This is a genomic window from Motilimonas eburnea, assembly GCF_021295345.1.
Lineage (GTDB): Bacteria > Pseudomonadota > Gammaproteobacteria > Enterobacterales > CBDFNC01 > Motilimonas > Motilimonas eburnea.
This window is the reverse complement of record NZ_JAIMJB010000023.1, coordinates 1-18,377: the sequence shown is the minus strand read 5'-3', so window position 1 is coordinate 18,377 and position 18,377 is coordinate 1. Positions and strand designations below refer to the sequence as shown.

Sequence of the window (18,377 nt, the reverse complement as noted above, 5' to 3'; positions counted from 1 at the left end):
AAAATAACGTGTTGTTATTTGGTCAAGTCATCAAAAAACTTCTTCACACCCGCAAAAAAGCCTTCTTCTTTTGGTTTGTGCTTATTGCCCTGAGAGCCTTTTAGGGTCTCATTAAACTGCAATAACAAGTCTTTTTGCTTGTCAGAAAGCTTGATCGGCGTTTCAACATAAGCCTTACAAAGTAAGTCACCTACCGCACCACCGCGCACTGACTTAACGCCCTTACCACGCATGCGGAACATTTTACCCGTTTGCGTCTCGGCTGGGATCTTAAGCTTAACGCGACCGTCTAAGGTCGGCACTTCAATCTCACCACCTAAGGCTGCTTCAACAAAGCCAATGGGTACTTCACAATATAAGTTGCTGCCATCACGAACAAAGATCTCATGCTCTTTCACATGCACCTGTACGTATAAATCGCCCGCTGGTGCGCCATTTTCCCCCGCTTCACCTTCGCCCGATAGACGAATGCGATCGCCGGTATCAACACCTGCTGGAATCTTAACTGACAAGGTTTTAGTGCGCTCATAACGGCCTTCACCATGACACTTACTACAAGGATCCTTGATGATTTTGCCTTTACCACGACAGGTTGGACAGGCTTGTTGCACCGCAAAGAAACCTTGGCGCATTTGTACTTGGCCTTGGCCATGACAGGTGCCACATGTGGTTGCTTCAGTACCCGCTTTAGCTCCTGAGCCATTACATTGCTCACAATGCACTAAGCTAGGAATTTTAATCTCTTTGGAAATACCTCTTACCGCTTCTTCAAGGGTAAGTTCCATGTTGTAGCGAAGATCTGAACCGCGCTGCGGACGTTGCTGACCACCACGACGGCCGCCACCACCGAAAATATCACCAAAAACATCACCGAAAATATCGCCAAAATCCTGGTGACCACCACCGCCACCGCGATTGGGATCAACGCCAGCATGGCCAAATTGATCGTAAGCTGCCTTTTTCTGAGGATCGCTGAGCACTTCGTAGGCTTCTTTAACCTCTTTAAATTTAGCTTCTAACTCTTTATCACCTTTGGTTCTGTCTGGGTGATACTTCATCGCAAGACGCTTATAGGCTTTTTTTACGTCCTTTTCACCAGCCCCTTTATCTAGGCCTAGCACTTCATAATAATCGCGTTTTGACATGATTCACTATTACTTCATTGATACATCGCTGGAAACACACACGGGTGTTGGTTACCTATAGGTCACGCAACACCCGCCATAATTAACTTATTATAGGGTTAATTATTTCTTGTCGTCTTTTACTTCTTCAAACTCAGCGTCAACAACATCGTCGTCTTGCTTCGCTTGGCCTTGCTCTGGTTGCTCACCGCCTTGCGCTTGCTCAGCTTGCGCTTTTTGCTGGGCAATTTCCATTAGCTTTTGTGACGCTTCCATTAACGCTTGCGTTTTCGCTTCGATGGCTTCTTTATCTTCACCACGCGCCGCTTCTTCAAGCTCTTTCACTGCCGCTTCGATTTTTTCTTTATCGTCAGCGCCCAGTGCATCGCCTGCTTCTTCAACTTGCTTACGCGTTGCGTGTACCATGGCATCAGCTTGGTTGCGCGTTTGAACTAGCTCTTCAAACTTCTTATCCGCTTCGGCGTTAGCTTCCGCTTCTGCTACCATCTTGTTGATTTCATCATCCGACAAACCTGAGCTTGCTTGGATAGTGATCTTTTGCTCTTTACCTGTATCTTTGTCTTTCGCAGATACGTGTAGGATACCGTCGGCATCTAGATCAAAAGTAACTTCGATTTGCGGCACACCACGCGGTGCAGGGCGGATACCTTCTAGGTTGAATTGGCCTAAAGATTTGTTATCACCCGCGCGCTTACGCTCACCTTGTAGTACGTGTACCGTTACCGCACCTTGGTTGTCGTCAGCGGTAGAGAACACTTGAGAGCCCTTCGTTGGGATCGTGGTGTTTTTCTCAACCACTTTAGTCATTACGCCACCCATGGTTTCGATACCTAGAGATAGCGGAGTCACGTCAAGTAGTAGTACGTCAGTTTTGTCACCTGATAGTACGCCACCTTGGATTGCCGCGCCCATCGCAACCGCTTCGTCTGGGTTCACGTCTTTACGCGCTTCTTTACCGAAGAACTCAGAAACTTTCTTCTGTACCAGTGGCATACGAGTTTGACCGCCCACTAGGATAACGTCGTTAATTTCGCTTACAGATAGGTCAGCATCTTGAAGTGCAATGCGTAGCGGCTCAAGGGTCGCTTCAACCATGTCTTCAACTAGCGACTCTAGCTTAGAGCGCGTTAGCTTGATGTTAAGGTGTTTTGGACCTGTTGCATCAGCCGTGATGTATGGCAAGTTAACGTCCGTTTGTTGTGCTGAAGAAAGTTCGATTTTCGCTTTCTCTGCGCCTTCTTTTAGACGTTGCATTGCAAGAGGGTCAGACGTTAGGTCAAAACCTTGCTCTTTTTTGAACTCAGATACCAAGTAGTTGATTACGCGGTTATCGAAGTCTTCACCACCTAAGTGAGTGTCACCGTTAGTTGCTAGTACTTCAAAGGTTTTCTCGCCATCTACTTCATCGATTTCGATGATAGAGATATCGAATGTACCACCACCTAAGTCATATACAGCAACTACGCTGTCACCTTTGGTTGAGTTAACACCGTAAGCAAATGCCGCCGCTGTTGGCTCGTTGATGATACGCTTAACATCTAGACCTGCGATACGACCCGCGTCTTTGGTTGCTTGGCGCTGTGAATCGTTAAAGTAAGCCGGTACAGTGATGACCGCTTCGGTCACTTTTTCACCTAGGTAATCTTCTGCTGTTTTCTTCATTTTCTTAAGTACTTCAGCAGACACTTGTGGCGGCGCCATTTTCTTGTCGCGAGCAGAAACCCAAGCATCACCGTTGTCAGATTTGATGATTTTGTAAGGCATGATCTTGATGTCACGCTGTACTTCATCATCTTCAAAGCGACGACCGATAAGACGCTTAATAGCAAACAAGGTATTTTCTGGGTTAGTTACTGCCTGACGCTTAGCAGGTTGACCTACTAAGGTTTCGCCATCTTCAGCATAAGCAATGATTGACGGAGTGGTACGGTGACCTTCAGCATTCTCAATAATTTTTGCAGTTTCACCGTCTAGGATCGCAACACAAGAGTTTGTTGTACCTAAGTCAATACCAATAATTTTACCCATCAGGCAATCTCCAATTCTTAATCTATGTTAACTATGGAAGGCAGCTAAAGCGCTTTTGCTTAATGCTGCTCCGTCTATGCCTCATATATGGGGTTATGAAAAACGGCTTCAAGGGGAAAAACAAAAAAAATTGAAAATAAATCCGAAAAAAGGTCAGAAAAAACCGTTTTGACATCTATTTTTAGCTAACTTGCTCTCAAACTAGGGCCTTTCAGCTTGCAAATGAGAAAAGATTGCATTAGCGATTTGCATATAAAAAAAGCCAGCGACCTAGATCGTTGGCTTTTTATATCATCGTTATTTTTACCGTGACGCTAAGGGATTAAGCTTGTGTATCAACCGAGCTAGCTGCGGCTTTTGACACCATGACCATCGCAGGGCGGATCACGCGACCATTCAGCTCATAGCCTTTTTGCATGACAGCGATAACCGTATTCGCAGGCACGCCAGGAATTTCTTGCATGCTCATGGCTTGATGTTTTTCAGGATCAAACGGCGCGTCTTTAGGGTCAATCGCGACGACACCAAACTTCTCAACCGAGCTCAGCATGGCTTTCAGAGTTAATTCAACCCCTTCGATCATCGGCTTAAGCTCTTCATTCTCATGATCTGCATGACTTAACGCCAGCTCCATGTTGTCAATCACAGGCAACAGCTCAGCGGCAAATTTATCAAGGGCATACTTGTGCGCCTTCTCAACATCTTGTGCGGTGCGACGACGGATATTCTCCACTTCAGCGGCAGCGCGGATCACCGAATCTTTTTGCTCAGCCACTTTCGCTTCAGCTGCCGTTAGCTTTCGTTCAAGCTCTTCGATTTTAGCTTGCTCTGGTGAAGCCACTTCACCTTCTACAGCTTCTTGAGTTGCCGCTTGCGCATCCACTTGCTCTGCTTCGCTAGCTTGCACTTCTGCTTGTTGTTCCGGCGACAGTTTGTTCTCTTCGCTGCTCATGTTTACTCCATTTAGATGTTAACTAAAATACTTGCAGCTTATTATGGGGATCGCTTTGGCAGTTTCAACCTTAGTGTAAAGAAAAGCCTTGCTTGATAAGCCAACCACTTTCATTATTAACCAATACTGAAACGATATAATCAGCTCAAGCTACTGAAAAGATGACTTTATGACCGCAAAATTTACCTCAATAGGTTTAATCGGCAAGCCTAACCATTTAGGCGCAAACCAAACGATAAACGCGTTGCATCACTATCTACGCCAACGCAACTATCGCGTCATCATTGAAACCTTGGTCGCCGCTGAGCTAGATATAGAAGACGTAGAAAGCATGAGTGTGGATGAATTAGGTCATCATGTGGATCTTGCCATTGTGGTGGGCGGTGATGGCAACATGCTTGGCGCAGCGCGTATTTTATCCCAGCACGACGTGGCCGTTATCGGCGTAAACCGTGGCAATTTAGGCTTTCTTACGGATCTCGACCCCGATGCCTTTGAGCAACCACTCGAAGAAGTATTAGCGGGTAATTATCAAACCGAGTATCGCTTTTTACTCGAAGCCGAAGTGATCCGAAAAGGTGCGGTGCATCGCCGTCAAACCGCGGTCAACGAAGCCATTTTGCACCCCGGTAAAGTGGCTCATATGATCGAGTTTGAAGTGTATGTTAATGGCAGTTACATGCTACATCAGCGCGCCGATGGCATGATCATCTCTACGCCTACGGGTTCAACGGCCTACTCGCTGTCGGGTGGCGGGCCCATCTTAACGCCTAACTTAGACGCCATCACGTTAGTCCCTATGTTTCCTCACACCTTAAGTAGCCGCCCTATCGTACTCGATGCTAACTCCCATGTACGGTTAGTGGTCGCCCCACACAATGTGGCCGAAATGCAGGTCAGCTGTGATGGCCATGTGATCTTAGATGTCGAGCCCGGTGACGAAGTCATCATCCAAAAACACAAGCATAAACTGAAACTGGTTCATCCATCTAGCTACAGCTACTTTGCTGTGCTGCAACAAAAATTAGGCTGGGAAAAGAAAAACTTTTGATGTCAGCTGCCGATGGTTCAAGCCTTGGTTGATAGAACTTTGCTTGGCCTAAGGTACGGATTGAAATAACGCGATCGCGCCCACGAAATATTTTACACAGGTACTTTACTGTATAAAAAAACAGTCTATACTGCTTTTTTATACAGTGTGTGTATTTCATGGATCGTAACTATGTTGACTCAGCTAACCATTACTAATTTTGCGATTGTTAAATTTCTCGAACTAGAACTGACTGCTGGCATGACCAGTATCACGGGTGAAACCGGAGCAGGAAAATCCATTGCCATTGATGCCTTAGGGTTGTGCCTTGGAGACAGAGCCGATGCTAACATGGTTCGCCCGGGCGCTAAAAAAGCGGAAATAAGTGCTCGCTTTTCCTTAGCAAATATCCCTGCGGCACAGCGTTGGCTCAGGGAAAATGAGTTAGATAATGAACATGGCGATTGTATTCTGCGACGCACCATTACCCATGAGGGGCGCTCGCGAGGCTACATTAACAGCATTCCAGTACCGCTATCTCAACTAAAAAGCTTGGGCCAACAACTCGTCCATATCCACGGCCAACATGCTCACCAAACGTTACTGCGCCCCGAAATACAAATGCAGCTATTAGATGGCTATGCAGGCCATAAAGATTTATTGCGAAAGGTTAAAGACAGCTATCAAGGTTGGCAGTTTCTGAACAAAGAGCTACGTCATTTACAGCAGCAACAGGCTGAAAACGAAGCCAAAAAGCAATTGCTTGAATATCAAGTACAAGAGCTAGACGAGTTTGCGCTACTACCCGGTGAATTTGAGGAAATCGAGAAGGAGCATAAAAAGCTCGCCAACTGCGGCTCGCTGATGGAGCAATGCCAAGCAGGTATCGACATGCTCTATGAAAATGATGAAGTCAACGCCCTTGGCTTGATGCAAATGGCCGCTAACCGCGTTGAAAGTGAAGCAGACAATGATCCAGCGCTCGCCGAAATATGCACTTTACTGCAAGAGGCCATCATCCAAGTAGAAGAAGCCAGCAGCCAGCTACGCCATTACACCGAAAGCCTAGAAATGGATCCTGAACAGTTTAATCACTTAGACAGTCGCCTAAGTCAGGGGATGCAGCTGGCCCGTAAGCACCAAGTTAATCCTGAAGAGTTACCGCAAAAACACCAAGCGTTAGCGAAAGAACTCAGCAATATATCCAGTTCAGAGGAGCGCATTATTCAACTGGAAACAGAGTTAGCCGGGATCCGCCAACGCTACCTTGATGATGCCCTCAAACTTAGCAAGAGTCGCCAGCGCTACGCCGAAGAATTAGGCGACAAAATCAGCCAGAGCATGCATCAACTGAGTATGCCCTCAGGGCAATTTGCCATCGATATCATGAGCGATGAGCACGCAGAGATCAGCGCACTCGGTATCGACACCATCAATTTTAGTGTCTCTACCAACCCCGGACAGCCTTTGCAAAGCATCGGCAAAGTGGCATCGGGCGGAGAGCTATCAAGGATCAGCTTAGCGCTGCAAGTGATCACCTCACAAAAAGCCTCCACACCCACCATGATTTTTGATGAAGTCGATGTTGGTATCAGTGGCGCCACCGCTTCTGTTGTCGGTAAGCTACTCAGAAAACTCGGTGAAACAACGCAAGTATTTTGTGTCACCCATTTACCTCAGGTTGCTGGCCATGGCCATCAACAAATGTTTGTTAGTAAAGAAACCGACGGCACCAGCACCGAAACCTCAATGCACGCGCTAAAACCCGAACAGCGATTGACTGAGCTTGCAAGGCTACTGGGGGGCGATGAAATTACCGAAAAAACCCTCGCCAATGCACAAGAGCTGCTGATCCAATAAACAAACCAGGGCTAATAAGCCGCAAGATTGTTTCAGCAAGCACAAAATAACAAAAATTGTCACGGCAAGTTTTTACATCCAGTCTCATACTGGGTATGATTTGCCGCTGATATTGACCTTAATGAAACGGATTTATGCGATTAAAGAGCCTTCTTGCTGCAGCCACCTTAGCGCTATCACTTAGCGGCTGTTCAGCCATCTACGATATGATTGTTTTCCAAATCGACGTGCCACAAGGTAATTTCGTTGAGGAATCGCAAGTTGAAAAACTCACCCTAGGCATGACCAAAGAGCAAGTCACCTATGTAATGGGCTCTCCTATGCTAGTCGACAGCTTTGATAATGATAAATGGTATTACATTTACTATTTAAAGCCAGGGGGAGAGCCATCGGAACAATCTCAAATGGAATTAGTGTTCTACAACGGTAAGTTAGCCCGCGTCTCGGGAGACGATGCCATCGTAGAAAAGTTTAGTGACAGAGTCGATAACTATACCAAAGACGCAACGAAATCAGGCAAAAAGTCCGCACAACGCTGTGTTGACACAGCAGACGATGAACGTTGTAAACCTGTTGATTTTTCACAGTAATCCCACCAGGCCATGGGCTTAACTCAATAGCCTATGGCCTAGCAAAGCCGTATCTTTTCTATATTTTCAGTCATTTTATGATTGACTGGCTATCTAGCCTTATGGCTTGTCTTATGACTCGTCTTATAAGCTGTCTTACGGCTTGTCATCCAAAAACAAGCCTGCGCTAGCTTATTTCGACTTCGCCCGTCCACCGGTGATCTTATCCGCTCGACCTTCCGCTTTTGCACGCTGAGCACGCAATTTACGCATTTCTTTCGGATCGGCAATCAGTGGACGATAAATCTCAATCCTATCGTGATCATGCACTTCATCACTTAATTTCGCCGGACGACTAAAAATGCCCACCTTGGCCTGTGCGATATCGATTTCAGGAAAAATATGGTGGATATGTGAGCGCTCGATACACTCTTTTATCGTAAGGCCCTTTTCCACATCCAAGGCGACAATCTTTTGCTTATGAGGCGTGGCATAAGCGACCTCCACTTTTATTGTCAGCTCAGACACAGTAAACCTCTTTTGCCCGTTCGCTAAATGCGCTTACCATGGCGTGACATAATTCATTAAACACGCGCCCAAAAGCCACCTCAACTAACTTACTGCTAAATTCAAACTCAAGATCTAACGCTACCTTGCATGCCTTGTCATCAAGAGGCGTAAAGGTCCAACCGCCTTTTAAATGCTTAAAGGGGCCATCCACCAGCTGCATGATAATACGTTCGCCGGGGACCAAGGTGTTCTCGGTAGTAAAGGTCTTAGTGATCCCCGCTTTAGCCACGTTGACTGATGCCCGCATGGTGCGCTCAGTTTGTTCTAGAATACGACTGCCTGCACAGCCTGGCAAAAATTCAGGATACGCCACTACATCATTAACCAAGTCAAACATCTCATTGGCACTAAACATCACTAATGCCGACTTCGAAATCTGTGCCATTACCACCACTCTCAACACAAAAATACTATTTTACCCGAGAATAAAACAAAAATAGGCACTTTTTTCAATCTCGCTGGACATCATCCCCTCATCCACTAACTGACAAATTTGGCATAGTGATGAAAATAAGTGCTTTATTGGGCTTTTTTCGCTTATTCTATTCCTTTCTGACAGCAGCCGAATATAATACGCATCTATGGCTAAAAAGAACTCAAAATCAAAATCCGGCAGTAACACTATCGCGCTCAACAAAAAAGCGCGCCATGAATTTCATTTAGAAAGCAAAGTGGAAGCCGGTCTCGAACTGCAGGGATGGGAAGTGAAATCAATCCGCGCAGGGAAAGCTAACATCACCGACAGCTACGTGTTCCTCAAGAACGGCGAAGCGTTTCTCCTTGCCGCCACCATTATTCCACTGGACAAGGCTTCGACTCACGTTGTGTGTGAGCCAATGCGTGCAAGACGTTTGCTACTAAAGCGCAAAGAGCTTGAAACCCTCATTGGTAAGGTAGAACGTCAAGGTTACGCCCTCGTCGCCACAGCCATGTATTGGAAACAAAACTGGGTAAAACTTGAGGTTGCGCTAGGCAAAGGTAAAAAAGATCACGACAAACGCGCCGACATTAAAGACCGCGAATGGCAAGTACAAAAAGAACGCACCATGAAACATAAAGTAAGATAGTGCTTTCTTGCAGGGCAAGTTTCTTGTAAACTGCCTGTAACAGCTTGGGGCTGATTTAGGATTCGACGGGATTCACGAAACCCAAGGTGCATGCCGAGGTGCGGCAGGCCTCGTAAAAAGCCGCAAAGTTATAGTTGCAAACGACGATAACTACGCTCTAGCAGCTTAGGCTAGCTAGCCTTCCTCCCAGGTCTCTTCTATGGGCAGGGTTTCGGAAGGTCATCCACATAGAATAGCGAGGGAAACTTGTCTGAGGTTGAACCGCGAAACAGTATCAGACTCGCCATATCAAATCCTGTTAGTCGGAGTTGCCATGGTTAACCAAATGACTAACTAAGCATGTAGTACCGAGGATGTAGGCTTTTCGGACGCGGGTTCAACTCCCGCCAGCTCCACCAATCGATTGGAAAGGGCAATAACTCTCTGAGTTATTGCCCTTTTTGTTTTGCTGCCACAAAATTTTCCTCTGCGGTTTTATTATCTTCAATAGCCAAGCAATCTATGCCCTTGTCTTGCAGCTCAACTCTTGAATAATTAATGAGTAGTTTAAGTTACATAAACAAACAAAACGCCAATTAATGAGTAACAAAGGTGTCATTATCGGTCACCAGATTTCCCAATAAATTACCTATAGCGTACTTTTTTTGTCCGTACCTCTGTAAAAGATTCTTAAACAGAACAAGACGAAAGGTTCGATACCTATTACTGTTTTAATGCAATTAATATGAGAAAATTACCATAGCAAGTCGACTTACCCAACACACCAAACCGCCCTAAATGCCACCCCCATTTATATGCCAGAGAATGCATCTAACAACAGTAGTCGGCATTGCCATCAAGGAAAAGAGTGATATCTTTAATATCAATAGCTTAAACATTTATTCAAATCACTTGCAAAGAGTTACCTATGTCAAAACCCTATACCGGCGTTTCATCCATCGCATGCTTTGCGCTGAGTTTTCCGAGTGCCTTATTAGTTGGTAAGCTATCTCGATTTGCCGGAGATTATTATGGCTACCATGCCCTATTCGCAGCTATCATCACATTTTTTGGTTTTATTATTTTGGGCACACTCTTAGGTGTGGTGGCAAAAATGCGTCATCAAGATCCTCACGGACTCGCCACCATCGGCCTCATATTTAATGGGCTGGTATTAGTTTTGGTTGGATTAGCGTTTGTTTTTGATTCTTAAGACTGGTTTAAGATCGGCACCTACTACGATTGCCATCATTCCCAGAGCAAGCTCAGGTCTCATAGAGTAAAACGCAATGGTAAAGACTGAACACAGATTTAACTAAGCAACTGTGCTTTCGTAACACACGCCGCTAGCAACTTTCTCATCTGACGGATCCCCTCATAATTTAAGCATCGCTGTTTGATGGATCACGCGCACGTATTCGCAGATTGCCCACTGTATATCCGCGCAACTTCTTTGGTGGTCCCGCCGCCTTAGCACCTCTTTTGCGAGCCGTGTTATTGATAAAACATGGCGGGTTTTGATGGTGTTGGCTTGAAACTGATACTGCCAATTTTGCTGTCTAGCAATCAGCCCAATGCACCAAAGCACAATCTCAGCCAACAGGCTGATGAGTAACAAAATATCCAAGCGCTTCGTGCTGCGACTACGGCAATGGCGCAAACCAAAGCCATAAGCAGGGCTTTTTAAGTCTCGAAATGATTCTTCGATTTGCATCCGTTTGGCGTAGAGATTAACAACTTGTTTTGCAGTAAACATGGCGGGGGCAAGTTGGTGGCAAGCATCCATGGCTCTTTTGCTGAACTTTGATATAAGTGTTGAGCAGAATGCTTTTGACCCGTGCGGCTATGCCGCTTACCTTTGCGTTTCTTAGCAGCCCCTTTGTACAAATAAAGCTGGCATGCAAGAAGGCTCTTATTTGATAGCCAGCCTTGCTTGGCTAGCTTCACACCCACCTCACCGCGTAAGCGGCCAAGCCAATACCAACCCAGTGCTTCAACTTGGCGAAACCAAGTATTTCGGTAACCGGCATCGGTGATCAGAATGCGCGTGCAGCTGGGAGGCATCACTTGTTTTAATTCATCCAAGCAACGTTGATGGCTGCGAGGAGAATTGTAATGCTTGAATTCAAAGGTGCGTTCATACAAAACAACGCTGCGACCATTGTCGGCAATGGATGCGCGCAATGTCATCATTCGCAGCTGTTCACGCACGTCAGCCCAGTCGATAAGGACAAATGGAAAAGGGTTGAGGCCGCAAGTTAAGTGCGCATGCCAGCGATAAATAGCACATATCGCGCTATTTAGGAAAACAATGATACTTTCCCTATGCTGCTGAAGAGTTCTCGAGAATAGAAAATGTTAAGTAACTGAAGTATATACTCTTGAACAAAGCCCAATCTCGAGGAGTGGTTCAAATGCGCAAGTACATCATGTACTATAAGAAGATATCTTTGTATCTTTTGAATTATCCTCGGATGAATGAGAACTTATCATCATGAACCCACATTCTTTACCTAAAAAAAGAGAACTGGGTGCCTATTACACTCCACCAGAACTAAGCCAAGTACTAGCTGATTGGGCTATTCGAAGTACCAATGAGGACATCCTAGAACCAAGTTTTGGTGGTTGTGGATTTTTTGAAAGTAGTATCGCGAGATTGCGCGAGCTAGGCTCTCGTGTACCCGAAAAGCAGATATACGGCGTAGATATTGATGAGCATGCTTTTCAAATTTTGAATTCAAAGTTCATCAATCACATTGAATCAGAAAAGAGATTCATCCAAAAAGACTTCATTCAAGTAGATCCTTCTGAGTTCTTAACAAATGAGTTTGATGTAGTTCTTGGTAATCCACCTTACGTATCAATGCATAACATGACTGACGAACAACGTAAGTCATGTAACAGCGTTCTTCGTAACTCCCCTTTTTCCGCAACAACAATGGGGCGGAATACAAGCTTGTGGGCTTTTTTCTTGTTGCATAGCTTAGTCTTCCTGAAAGAAGGTGGGCGTGTAGCTTGGGTCCTACCTAGTAGCTTGTTACATGCAGACTACGCAGAGAAACTATTAGAAATTCACCAAAAGCATTTTAAACGAATTAAGATTCTGAAACTTGCAGAGCGTTTCTTCAAAGAAGAAGGTGCGCAAGAAACTTCGATTATTCTTCTAGCTGAAGGTTTTCATAAAAAAGAAATCTCACAAAGTAACCTTTCGGTGAATGTTGTGGGGAATGTGAATGACCTAAAACAGGCTATTGCTAACGTTAATGCTACAACTACCCTTAGTGTGAAGGACTATAAGCTAGATATCATTTCATCTGGTGCGAAACTTTCGTATAGAAATCTTCTTATGAAAGAGACAACAAAAGAACTAAGTGAATATGTTGATATTAAAATCGGAATGGTAACGGGTGCGAACAACTACTTTATTATCAACCGCTCGACAGCAGAACAACACCAACTTCCAGAAAATGTGTTAAAACCTGTCGTTGGCCGATTTAGCTATCTACAAGGTATCATCCACGATAAAAATAGACATAAGAAAAGCGCGAATGCAGATCAGCGCGTATATCTTGTTTGTCCGACAGAAGAGCAAATGACAGATACTTCGTCTCGAGTATTCCAGTATCTGTCTGAAATATCTCTCGAAGAAAGAAAAACAAATCGTACGTTTAAAAAACGTCCACACTGGTTTGCTCCTGGCTGGGGAATCGATGGACTACAAGCAGATTGCTTTTTATCTTACATGATTCACCGCGGGCCACGTATGGTCGTCAACACTGGTAAACAATTTAATTGTACTAACTCAATTCATAAAGTGATTTTCAATAAGCCTGTAAGTGCAAAATATAAACGCGCTATGGCACTGACCATGCTTTCTACTTTTACTCAGTTCTCTGCAGAACTGGAAGGAAGAGCATACAGTTCTGGTGTATTGAAAATTGAGCCGTCTGCAGGGCGACGCATTAAAGTACTGTTTACAGAGCAATGCATTGATGATTTAGATAGCTTAAGAGTTCAGGTTGAAAGCACGTTAGCATTAGAAGACTTTAACTCTGCAGCCAAGATGGTCGATGATGTACTAATCAAGCATGGCCTAATAACGTACGAAGAGTGTGAGTATCTTGTTAAAGCAGTCCATGATTTAAGACGAGAGCGATATAAGGGAGCTAAAAAATATAATGAGTACTGAGTTAGAGCTGAAAGAGCAGTTAATAACTTTGTTGGGTGGGAAATTATCTAAACCAAATGCACAGAGTTTTGACTACAGCAAACTATTGGACCTCTCAGAACAAATCGCTAAACATGATAAAAATAATGTTCGTTTTACTGTGGATGCGAAAATAGTTGAGCGACTTGGCGAACAATTAGTAGCTAAACGTACAACTGCATTAACGGAGCTTATAAAAAACTCATACGATGCAGATGCAACATCTGTCCGTGTTAACTTTGTAGGAACCGAGCAAGAAGGTGGTGAGATAAGCCTTTTTGACAACGGTGCTGGTATGAGTCGTGCAAGCCTTGTCAATGGCTTTATGAAGATAAGCACTCCAGACAAAGATGAGCACCCAACCTCCCCTAAATTCTCGCGTCAAAAGGCTGGCAGAAAAGGCATTGGGCGATTTTCAGCTCAAAAGCTAGCAGAGCAACTCACTATAATAACCAAGCGTCAAGAAGACACTAATTATCTAAAAGTTGAAATCAATTGGGAAGAGTTCGCAGCCAACACTTCCGTTAACTTTATCCCTAGCAAAATCGAAAGCAGTGAAGATATAGATACTTTCGAATGTGGTACTAAGCTAATCATGTCAAGAACACGAGAAGCATGGACAGAGCACAACATTCTTACATCATACAATTATTTGTCCAACATACTTACAGTAAAGCCCGATTCTAAACGAAATGACCCTGGGTTTGATGTCACATTCAGCTATCAATCATATGATGGGAAAAACATTCCGATTACGCTCGAACCAAAAGAACAATTCTTAAACGCTGCCGATGTAAGATTTGAAGCGGAAGTAAGGAACGAGAATGTTTATCTGACAATATTCGACGAATTAGGTGATGACCTCGTGACAACATATGAGTTACCAGAGCATTACGATTACCTTCTGGAGTCAGTTAACTACAAACTTACAGGGTACTATTTCTCGATGGGGAAAGGGAAAAGCACAGTTCGCTATCTTCAAGCTTTCCTTACAAATAACGGTGGTATTCGTTTATTTAGAAATAAGTTCAATGTTGCTCCTTATGGTGAGCGATATAATGACTGGCTAGGGCTTGATGAGTCGTCGCGAAGAAGGGTTATTCTTCCACCTCATGCAAACACAAACTTTTATGGTCACGTTAGCCTTGATGACGACCAAGGGGTATTTGAGGAAACATCTGCTCGAGAAGGCGTTATCGAGTCACCTAGTTTTGAGAAACTTCAGAAGCTTACAAGAGATATAGTAATAAAAGTAGCAACTCATAATGCTGAGCAAAGAGGCCGAAAAGTTAAAGCGAGCCAAAAAGACTATAAAAAGCCCAAGCCGCTAGTGGAGCAAGTTGAAGAAAAAGTCTCAAACCTAAAAGCAGAAATTGAAAAAGTAGCTATCTATCAGTCCACTCCTGAAAAAGAGACACTAGAGCGGAAGTCTGACAATAGTGAGATAATTGATAATACAAGCACTGGCTTTGAACAAGCTCCTGAGAGGCTACTTGAGAAAGTCGAAGAATTAGATTTCACAGTAAAAGAGTTTATCAATGAACAAATGATGCACCGTGTACTTGCATCAATTGGCCTTGCAATATCTGAGTTCACCCATGAAATACAGCTATATCTTTCCAACTTAAAGATAGCTAGCCACAAATTAAATGAGCTGACTAAAAGGAATGATGAACTGAGTAACATCTCTAGTGACTTGAACCGCTGTGTTGGGATGCTTGATGCCTATACTGACTTTTTTGATGGAACAATACGCAGTAATTCGAACAGAGAAAGACAGTATTTCGAAATTCGACAAATTGTATCTGACTTCTTTGAAGCAATGAAACCGACCATTGAGCGCCGAGGCTATGAGCTTGAGGTTCGTTATGATGATTGGGATATCTGGTTGAAACCACTCCATATTTCAGAGTTAATGTCGGTACTTATCAATATGTTTACAAATGCATGCAAAGCAATTGATAGAGCCAAAAGACAAACTGGAAAAATATTGTTTGATGTTAGTTCTACCAGTGACTGGATTACTATTCGCTTTGAGGATAATGGAGATGGAATTCCTGAGAGTAAGCGAACTCAAGTTTTCATGCCACTATACACAACTGAAGTGCCAGCTAAGTCCTATGCCTCAGACAATGAGTATGGCCGTGGAATGGGCTTAGGTCTATCGATTACCGAGCAAATCATTGATGAGTTGGATGGTGAAATTACAGTCGTAGAACCATCTGAGGGTTACAACACATGTATCCAGATTCTACTACCAAGAGCCAAACAAGAAGAGATCCCTGAAGATGCCTATTAATTACCTTTACATTGACGATGATGAGTTGAGAGATGTGACAGGCTTTACAGAGATACTTTGTAAAGACTCTGGTATATCCATAAAACATATACAAGTAATGAGTATTCCTGATGTTATTAAAGAATTTAAATCAGGTTTTGAGACTACGAGTGGAAACAACGAGCCATATAGCGGCTTTATTATCGACCAAGAGCTCGTCAAAAAGAGTGTAGATGAGCAACGTGCTGATTACCACGGTACGACTCTAGCTCAACATCTCAGAACAGAAATGACTATGGGTAATTTGTCACACTGCCCATTGATACTTCTCTCTAGTAATAGAAACATTGTTGCTTCCTTTAAACCAGATGATACTTCTTCAAACCTATTCGACTACGTAATCATAAAAGATAATTTAACCCAGTCAGCTTTCGCAGAAAGAGCAAAAACAGTACTTTGCGATGTGGTAGAAGCCTATCACTTTGCGAAAAGGCCTATTGGTATTAACGAGTTCAATGATCAAGAAGTCCAAAATTTATTAAACTGCAACGACACTATTTTTCAATTTGTAGACTCTCGACTGATCGATTACCTCAAAGCAAAATCGAAGATGCCACACGCGGTAGTGAGTTGCATTTTTTCTTCTTTAATACGAAGCGCTGGAATGCTCTCCACTGAAAAAATGTTAGCCACAAAGCTAGGGGTAGATATTGAACGTTCTACGGATTGGGACAAAGTACTTGAGGCTTTATCTGACTATCGTTACACCGGAATTTTTTCTAATGTTAAACAACGTTGGTGGACACCCGCCATTGAATACTGGTGGTACAATAACTCTGAAGATGGTGAACCATTAAACGCCTTATCTTGTTCGGAGCGAGTTGAAGAACTAAAAAAAATACTAGGCACTAACGAGTTGGAGCCGATTCAATTAAGCTACCCTGATGGCGATCAGAGCGATAAGCTCTGGGTTAACTGCGTAGTTTCAGGTACTCCCTTAGACCCTTATGATGCTCTAAGAGTTCGCGAGTCAGATATACAGCCTTGGGAACAACCTAAATACCTTGATATTACAGCTGTACTAAAGCAAGAGCACAAACGTAAAGGCTATGCCCTTCATAGTGATGATACTTCTAAGCGTGAGCTACTGAAAGCGAGGCTAAAACCAAGTGCCCAGTCATAATGAAACGATAGATCGATTAAAAGAGCTTTCTGGGATGTTGAGAAATACTGGTATTATTTCTAACAGTGGTCCTATTGACAACACAATCAACCAGTTAAAGATGTGGAAACCAAATGGCCGGCATCCGTTAAAATACAAAATGCGCGGCCTACAATTTAATGTCGGTGAACCTCAGTTTATACGTGGGAATGAATGGACAAATAAACTCACGTTAAAATTAGATGTGGATGTTACTGTTTCGAATAACTGCTTCAATTACCAAGATGTAACAGACCTCACAATCAATGTTCATTACGATACCAAGAGTCTACTGGATGAGCCGTGTAAGGGAGCTTGGCATTTAGACTTTCACAACTCTCCTGAACCAACTAAATTTATGCATCCTATCTATCACTTTCATCACGGCGGCAAAAAATTAGATGATTTAGATTCGTATGGCAACATCATATTATTAGACACCCCAAGAGTAATGCACCACCCTCTTGATATTTTCCTTGCAATAGATTTTGTAATATCAAATTTTGTGGAAGCGGAGAGTTGGGTTCGCTTACGGGGAGATACTAGATATCAAAAAATTATGGAAAAGGCTCAGCAGCACTGGTGGAAGCCTTACTATGAAGAACTTGGAAAGTACTGGACTAGTAAGGCTAATTCGAAAGCTGGTTCATCAGCCAAAAATATCGCAGCGGCTCGTGAACTAAACCCACATTTAATCTAAAGGTGTACTGATACTTGCCAGATCTGCACCATCAATACTGAACACGGTAATCCTCCCCATAAGGCGGCAGTTGAAATTCAAGCCCCATTGTTGCGAGAGTCGTTAGATCGCTTTCGGCAGCAGCCAACAATGCTTCATCACGAATATTTAGCTTGTTACGAAGCACTAGACTATCGTCATAGGTATAAGGATCTTACTGGGTACCGTACTTATCCGCCATGGAGTTTGTTCTGGTCAACCAAAACTGGACACCTTTAGTTGAGAATTTTCAAACTCCACTGGTGACAGATCACCATTGGCTGAGTGCAGTCGCTCCAAGTTGTAATACTTCATGTAAGCGGCCACATCTTGCTTCATAAATTCCCTTGTTGGCTGATTAACTTTGAATAGCCAATCGTGCTTTAAACTGCCAAAAAAGCGCTCTACAACGGCATTATCCCAACACGCACCCACATCCCCCATACTGGATCTCATTCCATAGCTCGCTAGCAATTTACGGAATTGCTTGCTGGTATATTGTGAGCCACGATCGCTGTGAAACACCAGCCCCTGAGGTGGCAGTCGCAAATTGTAAGCTTTCATTAATGCCTTACTTATCAAATCCGTCGTCATGCGCTTGTCGATGTGCCAGCCTACGATGCGACGCGAATATAAATCCATCACAATCGGCGTTTTTCAAGTTAGTTGTCACCATTAGCCGCTTTAGGCGGCCTGTTTTTCTGTCTGTTTAATTGACTCTTTTTCTGGATTCAACGTTGTCGGCCCAACCGGTGTACAGTTGCGCACATTGC

Annotated in this window: 16 protein-coding genes, 1 other RNA gene and 1 pseudogene; 10 read left to right on the top strand and 8 right to left on the bottom strand. The window is 43.8% G+C overall.

Annotated features, from left to right (window positions below):
* Positions 1-14: 14 nt before the first annotated feature.
* The 3 genes from dnaJ to grpE all read right to left on the bottom strand — a co-directional run bounded on the left by dnaJ (position 15) and on the right by grpE (position 4,125).
* Complete coding sequence (gene dnaJ, locus K6Y21_RS18225; RefSeq protein WP_233073311.1) at positions 15-1,145, bottom strand: molecular chaperone DnaJ; 1,131 nt, start codon at positions 1,143-1,145, stop codon at positions 15-17.
* Between the two features lie 102 nt (positions 1,146-1,247).
* Positions 1,248-3,173: a molecular chaperone DnaK gene (dnaK, locus tag K6Y21_RS18220; protein WP_233073310.1), complete on the bottom strand. Its 1,926-nt coding sequence runs from the start codon at positions 3,171-3,173 to the stop codon at positions 1,248-1,250.
* 322 nt (positions 3,174-3,495) lie between these two features.
* On the bottom strand, positions 3,496-4,125 hold the full coding sequence (grpE, locus tag K6Y21_RS18215; RefSeq protein ID WP_233073309.1) for a nucleotide exchange factor GrpE: 630 nt from the start codon (positions 4,123-4,125) through the stop codon (positions 3,496-3,498).
* 169 nt (positions 4,126-4,294) lie between these two features.
* Here grpE and nadK point away from each other — a divergent pair, with 169 nt between their 5' ends.
* The 3 genes from nadK to K6Y21_RS18200 all read left to right on the top strand — a co-directional run bounded on the left by nadK (position 4,295) and on the right by K6Y21_RS18200 (position 7,605).
* A complete protein-coding gene (gene nadK, locus K6Y21_RS18210; RefSeq protein WP_233073308.1) occupies positions 4,295-5,176 on the top strand; it encodes an NAD(+) kinase in 882 nt (293 codons plus the stop codon).
* A gap of 171 nt (positions 5,177-5,347) precedes the next feature.
* Positions 5,348-7,015, top strand: a complete 1,668-nt coding sequence (gene recN / locus K6Y21_RS18205) for a DNA repair protein RecN (RefSeq protein WP_233073307.1) — start codon at positions 5,348-5,350, stop codon at positions 7,013-7,015.
* Positions 7,016-7,149: 134 nt separating this feature from the next.
* Positions 7,150-7,605: an outer membrane protein assembly factor BamE gene (locus K6Y21_RS18200; RefSeq protein WP_233073306.1), complete on the top strand. Its 456-nt coding sequence runs from the start codon at positions 7,150-7,152 to the stop codon at positions 7,603-7,605.
* 171 nt (positions 7,606-7,776) lie between these two features.
* Here K6Y21_RS18200 and K6Y21_RS18195 read toward each other — a convergent pair whose 3' ends face one another.
* The gene (locus K6Y21_RS18195; protein WP_233073305.1) at positions 7,777-8,112 is read right to left on the bottom strand and encodes an RnfH family protein; all 336 of its coding nucleotides are present in this window, start codon (positions 8,110-8,112) and stop codon (positions 7,777-7,779) included.
* Positions 8,105-8,539: a type II toxin-antitoxin system RatA family toxin gene (locus tag K6Y21_RS18190; protein ID WP_233073304.1), complete on the bottom strand. Its 435-nt coding sequence runs from the start codon at positions 8,537-8,539 to the stop codon at positions 8,105-8,107. Before K6Y21_RS18190 ends, K6Y21_RS18195 begins: the two co-directional genes overlap by 8 nt.
* A gap of 196 nt (positions 8,540-8,735) precedes the next feature.
* Here K6Y21_RS18190 and smpB point away from each other — a divergent pair, with 196 nt between their 5' ends.
* The 3 genes from smpB to K6Y21_RS18175 all read left to right on the top strand — a co-directional run bounded on the left by smpB (position 8,736) and on the right by K6Y21_RS18175 (position 10,413).
* Positions 8,736-9,221: an SsrA-binding protein SmpB gene (gene smpB / locus K6Y21_RS18185; RefSeq protein WP_233073303.1), complete on the top strand. Its 486-nt coding sequence runs from the start codon at positions 8,736-8,738 to the stop codon at positions 9,219-9,221.
* A gap of 46 nt (positions 9,222-9,267) precedes the next feature.
* Positions 9,268-9,619: a transfer-messenger RNA gene (gene ssrA / locus K6Y21_RS18180) on the top strand.
* A 509-nt stretch (positions 9,620-10,128) separates the two neighbouring features.
* Entirely contained in the window at positions 10,129-10,413 is a 285-nt protein-coding gene (locus K6Y21_RS18175; RefSeq protein WP_233073302.1) for a hypothetical protein, read from the top strand.
* A gap of 162 nt (positions 10,414-10,575) precedes the next feature.
* Here the strand turns inward: K6Y21_RS18175 and K6Y21_RS21500 are convergent, their stop codons facing one another.
* Both K6Y21_RS21500 and K6Y21_RS21495 read right to left on the bottom strand, forming a co-directional pair.
* Positions 10,576-10,914, bottom strand: a complete 339-nt coding sequence (locus tag K6Y21_RS21500; protein WP_432758008.1) for a hypothetical protein — start codon at positions 10,912-10,914, stop codon at positions 10,576-10,578.
* Positions 10,884-11,393, bottom strand: coding sequence for a transposase (locus tag K6Y21_RS21495; protein ID WP_432758007.1), 510 nt, complete (start codon positions 11,391-11,393; stop codon positions 10,884-10,886). Before K6Y21_RS21495 ends, K6Y21_RS21500 begins: the two co-directional genes overlap by 31 nt.
* A 301-nt stretch (positions 11,394-11,694) precedes the next feature.
* On the opposite strand from K6Y21_RS21495, the gene K6Y21_RS18165 reads away from it, so the two are divergent.
* The 4 genes from K6Y21_RS18165 to K6Y21_RS18150 are packed head-to-tail and all read left to right on the top strand — an operon-like array spanning position 11,695 to position 17,586.
* Positions 11,695-13,389, top strand: a complete 1,695-nt coding sequence (locus K6Y21_RS18165) for an N-6 DNA methylase (protein ID WP_233073301.1) — start codon at positions 11,695-11,697, stop codon at positions 13,387-13,389.
* Positions 13,379-15,706: a sensor histidine kinase gene (locus tag K6Y21_RS18160; protein ID WP_233073300.1), complete on the top strand. Its 2,328-nt coding sequence runs from the start codon at positions 13,379-13,381 to the stop codon at positions 15,704-15,706. The genes K6Y21_RS18165 and K6Y21_RS18160 overlap by 11 nt, the downstream gene beginning before the upstream one ends.
* Complete coding sequence (locus K6Y21_RS18155; protein ID WP_233073299.1) at positions 15,696-16,868, top strand: protein-PII uridylyltransferase; 1,173 nt, start codon at positions 15,696-15,698, stop codon at positions 16,866-16,868. The genes K6Y21_RS18160 and K6Y21_RS18155 overlap by 11 nt, the downstream gene beginning before the upstream one ends.
* A 34-nt stretch (positions 16,869-16,902) precedes the next feature.
* Complete coding sequence (locus K6Y21_RS18150) at positions 16,903-17,586, top strand: hypothetical protein (RefSeq protein ID WP_233073298.1); 684 nt, start codon at positions 16,903-16,905, stop codon at positions 17,584-17,586.
* A gap of 234 nt (positions 17,587-17,820) precedes the next feature.
* On the opposite strand, the pseudogene K6Y21_RS18145 reads toward K6Y21_RS18150, so the two are convergent.
* Positions 17,821-18,252, bottom strand: a pseudogene (locus K6Y21_RS18145) (IS3 family transposase); the annotation flags it as partial.
* Positions 18,253-18,377: the final 125 nt, after the last annotated feature.

Bases quoted from the DNA above. Each gene is read 5' to 3' on its own strand.
- dnaJ (WP_233073311.1), bottom strand. From the start codon at position 1,145: ATGTCAAAACGCGATTATTATGAAGTGCTAGGCCTAGATAAAGGGGCT.
- dnaK (WP_233073310.1), bottom strand. From the start codon at position 3,173: ATGGGTAAAATTATTGGTATTGACTTAGGTACAACAAACTCTTGTGTT.
- grpE (WP_233073309.1), bottom strand. From the start codon at position 4,125: ATGAGCAGCGAAGAGAACAAACTGTCGCCGGAACAACAAGCAGAAGTG.
- nadK (WP_233073308.1), top strand. From the start codon at position 4,295: ATGACCGCAAAATTTACCTCAATAGGTTTAATCGGCAAGCCTAACCAT.
- recN (WP_233073307.1), top strand. From the start codon at position 5,348: ATGTTGACTCAGCTAACCATTACTAATTTTGCGATTGTTAAATTTCTC.
- K6Y21_RS18200 (WP_233073306.1), top strand. From the start codon at position 7,150: ATGCGATTAAAGAGCCTTCTTGCTGCAGCCACCTTAGCGCTATCACTT.
- K6Y21_RS18190 (WP_233073304.1), bottom strand. From the start codon at position 8,539: ATGGCACAGATTTCGAAGTCGGCATTAGTGATGTTTAGTGCCAATGAG.
- smpB (WP_233073303.1), top strand. From the start codon at position 8,736: ATGGCTAAAAAGAACTCAAAATCAAAATCCGGCAGTAACACTATCGCG.
- K6Y21_RS18175 (WP_233073302.1), top strand. From the start codon at position 10,129: ATGTCAAAACCCTATACCGGCGTTTCATCCATCGCATGCTTTGCGCTG.
- K6Y21_RS21500 (WP_432758008.1), bottom strand. From the start codon at position 10,914: ATGCAAATCGAAGAATCATTTCGAGACTTAAAAAGCCCTGCTTATGGC.
- K6Y21_RS21495 (WP_432758007.1), bottom strand. From the start codon at position 11,393: ATGATGACATTGCGCGCATCCATTGCCGACAATGGTCGCAGCGTTGTT.
- K6Y21_RS18165 (WP_233073301.1), top strand. From the start codon at position 11,695: ATGAACCCACATTCTTTACCTAAAAAAAGAGAACTGGGTGCCTATTAC.
- K6Y21_RS18160 (WP_233073300.1), top strand. From the start codon at position 13,379: ATGAGTACTGAGTTAGAGCTGAAAGAGCAGTTAATAACTTTGTTGGGT.
- K6Y21_RS18155 (WP_233073299.1), top strand. From the start codon at position 15,696: ATGCCTATTAATTACCTTTACATTGACGATGATGAGTTGAGAGATGTG.
- K6Y21_RS18150 (WP_233073298.1), top strand. From the start codon at position 16,903: ATGTTGAGAAATACTGGTATTATTTCTAACAGTGGTCCTATTGACAAC.